4 protein-coding genes are annotated in these 2,760 nt (G+C 62.0%); 2 read left to right on the top strand and 2 right to left on the bottom strand.

Going from position 1 to position 2,760, the window contains the following annotated elements; genetic code table 11:
• Positions 1-126: 126 nt before the first annotated feature.
• Positions 127-762: a replication protein RepA gene (locus tag BT98_RS28250; RefSeq protein ID WP_237719332.1), complete on the bottom strand. Its 636-nt coding sequence runs from the start codon at positions 760-762 to the stop codon at positions 127-129.
• Positions 763-1,542: 780 nt separating this feature from the next.
• Between BT98_RS28250 and BT98_RS27895 the strand changes: the two genes are divergently transcribed.
• Together BT98_RS27895 and BT98_RS25390 are read left to right on the top strand one after the other, a co-directional pair.
• Positions 1,543-1,824 (top strand): FitA-like ribbon-helix-helix domain-containing protein, encoded by a 282-nt coding sequence (locus BT98_RS27895; RefSeq protein WP_019460158.1) that lies wholly within the window; start codon positions 1,543-1,545, stop codon positions 1,822-1,824.
• Entirely contained in the window at positions 1,821-2,273 is a 453-nt protein-coding gene (locus BT98_RS25390; RefSeq protein ID WP_019460159.1) for a type II toxin-antitoxin system VapC family toxin, read from the top strand. The genes BT98_RS27895 and BT98_RS25390 overlap by 4 nt, the downstream gene beginning before the upstream one ends.
• Positions 2,274-2,337: 64 nt before the next feature.
• Here BT98_RS25390 and BT98_RS28485 read toward each other — a convergent pair whose 3' ends face one another.
• A complete protein-coding gene (locus BT98_RS28485; RefSeq protein WP_081798688.1) occupies positions 2,338-2,652 on the bottom strand; it encodes a DDE-type integrase/transposase/recombinase in 315 nt (104 codons plus the stop codon).
• Positions 2,653-2,760 lie beyond the last annotated feature (108 nt).

Genomic DNA, 2,760 nt, shown 5'->3' on the forward strand with positions numbered 1-2,760 from the left:
CGCCAGCACTCTCGCCGACCTGCACCTTGTCGCCTTCGCCTGCATCATGCTCAAGCAGGCCGCTCAACTGGCCGCAGGTCCATAACAACCTCTAGGGAGATGCGATTTTTGCCTACGGGTTGCCGGTCAGCGCTGGATCGGGGGAGGGGATGGCAGGAGTACGAGCCCTCGCTCGCCAATCTGGACCTGAGCGTCTCGGTAGGCCGCCAGAGCCAGTGCTAAGGGCTCACGGAATTCGGCTTTGAAGGTGCGGAGTAGTTTTTCACGGCCAAATTGCCGCCAAAGCGCCGTCCAGGAGATTGGGGTCTCGCCCTTGAGAGCTGGAAGACGGAACGCCAGGAATAGATAGATGTCTATGGCCCGGGGGCTGTTCTGGATGTCTGAAATTGCCGCCCGGTCGACTGGGATGGGGTGCCGCCGGAGTTCGCTGAAGAACGCCTCGGACAGTCGCAGGCGCTCGACCATCGGTGTCCGCCGCTTGGTTCGTGGGTCCTCATGGGTTGTGTACTCGAATGCTTCCACGATGCGCTCGTTTACAATGATGGCACGCCGGTCGTTGCCGATCTTGAAGTCGAGCGTCAGGCGACAGATGCGCTCGAGTTGGTCGACAACCTTCCGAGACACAGGGCCGCCGCGAGACAGGCCGAGCCGGTTCAAAAGCAGATTGGGGTTGGACCCGAGTTCAATATCCCGGCTGCCCTTCTCGAGAGCCTCAGATTGCAGGTCTATCAGCAGGAGGCGGGCGATGGTGCCGGACGGCACCGCCAACGACTCCCGGCTACCGTCGTCGAGGACCCGGACCCCGGGTCGGACCAGAAGCTGTGCGTAGTCCGTGGCGATGAGCCAGTCTTCACCAGCCGGGTGCTCCCGGTGGGGGAGGCCAGCCAAGCACCAAGCGCTGTAGGTGTAGCCAAGCTCATGGGCCCACTCTGCCTCCCGCACAATGGCGCCCGAGGCAGTATCGGCGATCCGACGGCCGTTGCGGCCACTCAATGCTCGATGGACAGGCGGCAGCGTAGGGGCTTCAGATGTCCAGACTACTGCTCTTGCTTCTTCAAGAGTTCCCTCTACTCCATGAGCAGATAGGTGAGCATGGACGGCAAAGAGGTCTGGGTGAGGCAAGTGGGTCGCTCTCTTCGCTTAGCTCATCAGCAATCACCGTTGCCCGGTTCTGGATCGGAAATGGCAGCCCTGTCGATGTGTCTCTTGCCTACAGGCTCCGTTTGCTTGGATGCGATTTCTGCCTTCGCAAAGCAATATATAGGATTGTACCTAATTTAGATTGAAGTTCGTGGGCAGAAAACACAGGGATAACTCACTAGGATTTTGATTTTACTAGTATTTCATTGTCGCCATCGAAGCCGACGTAGGCAATGAACACATCTCGGCACTAGTAGCGTCAACGTTTGCCGACGTAGGCAAGGGTCACATCTCGCAGCCGACTCGGACCGTAGGCAAAGATCGCATCTTGTCCGTCTTCCACCCGGCGCCAGTCCCCTCTATATGCATGCATTGACAGCATTCGCAGCATAGGAGGGTGTCATGGCCACTTTGACCGTCCGTAACCTCGAGGATGACGTCGTCCGCGCGCTGCGCATCCGGGCCGCTGAGCACGGCCGGTCAGCCGAGGCCGAGCACCGGGAGATCCTGCGCCAGATCCTGACTGCCAGCCGTGAGCCGTCGCCTCGTGTGGCCGCCGCCAAACGCTTGGCGGAGTTCCGACGCCGGACCTCGGGCCGCGGCTCCGCCACCGCCGCCCAACTCTTGGAGGAGAGCCGACAGGGCAGGGCAGGGAACCTGCTTCGTGAGTCGAGCTGCCCGTGACGCTGGTCGTCGATGCCAGCGTCGCGCTGAAGTGGGTGCTGGAGGAGCCGGACAGCCATCTAGCCCAGGCGCTTACTGAGGGTGAGGAAGAGGTGCTGGTGCCGGACTTCTGGCTCAACGAAGCAGCCAACGTCTGCTGGCTCCAGGTCCGCAAGGGTAAGTGGTCGGCGGACGAGGCCCGGGAAGGGCTGGCGCTGCTCCGCGCCCTGGTACCACCGACCGCCACGAGTGATCTGGACTTGCACGACGTCGCCCTCGACATCGGCTTGGCTGTCAATCATTCGACATATGACACCCTCTACGTGGCTTTCGCCGTCGCCATGGGTGCCCGGGGTGTCGTGGCGGCCGATGGCCCGTTCGCACGGGATATGGGTCGCCACCCCGATCCGGCGTTGGCGACCATGCTCATTCCGTTGGCGGAGTGGGGGCAGGGCAGGGGGCTCGCATGACCGAGAACGGTTCTGTCAGCGCTCGCGCCGTAGCGGACACGGTGTACGGCGTGACGTGACCGGCCTATGCAGATTGTAGGATGACTAGCGCAGCGGCCGCCCGACGGCGATCAGCGGAGACATGCTGATTGTGTCGGGAGCGGAGGCGGAGATGATTGCGTAGTTCGTTGTAGCCTCGGCAGAACCGCTCAGCCGAGGCGAAGCTTTTGAAGCCGCGCATACATCGGATCCGACCTTTGAGGCCGCGGTGGTCCTGCTCGAGGCTGTTGTTCTTGTAGGCGCTATTGCGACGCTCGGTGAGAAGCCTAGGCGTCACACGACACCCACAGATCGCGGCGGGTCGATCCCCGCGCTCGCGGGGAACACTTGGAGGCGGCATCCCCCGGAATGGTGGTGTCAATCGGCACTGAATTGGGACCCCAGATCGGCACGCAAAAGGGACCCTCTTGTGAGGTGTGTTGAGGGGGCGTTCAGGCGCGGTTCTTGA

Origin of the sequence: Roseomonas mucosa ATCC BAA-692 (genome assembly GCF_000622225.1) — a bacterium.
Lineage (GTDB): Bacteria > Pseudomonadota > Alphaproteobacteria > Acetobacterales > Acetobacteraceae > Roseomonas > Roseomonas mucosa.

Bases quoted from the DNA above. Each gene is read 5' to 3' on its own strand.
- BT98_RS27895 (WP_019460158.1), top strand. From the start codon at position 1,543: ATGGCCACTTTGACCGTCCGTAACCTCGAGGATGACGTCGTCCGCGCG.
- BT98_RS28485 (WP_081798688.1), bottom strand. From the start codon at position 2,652: ATGCCGCCTCCAAGTGTTCCCCGCGAGCGCGGGGATCGACCCGCCGCG.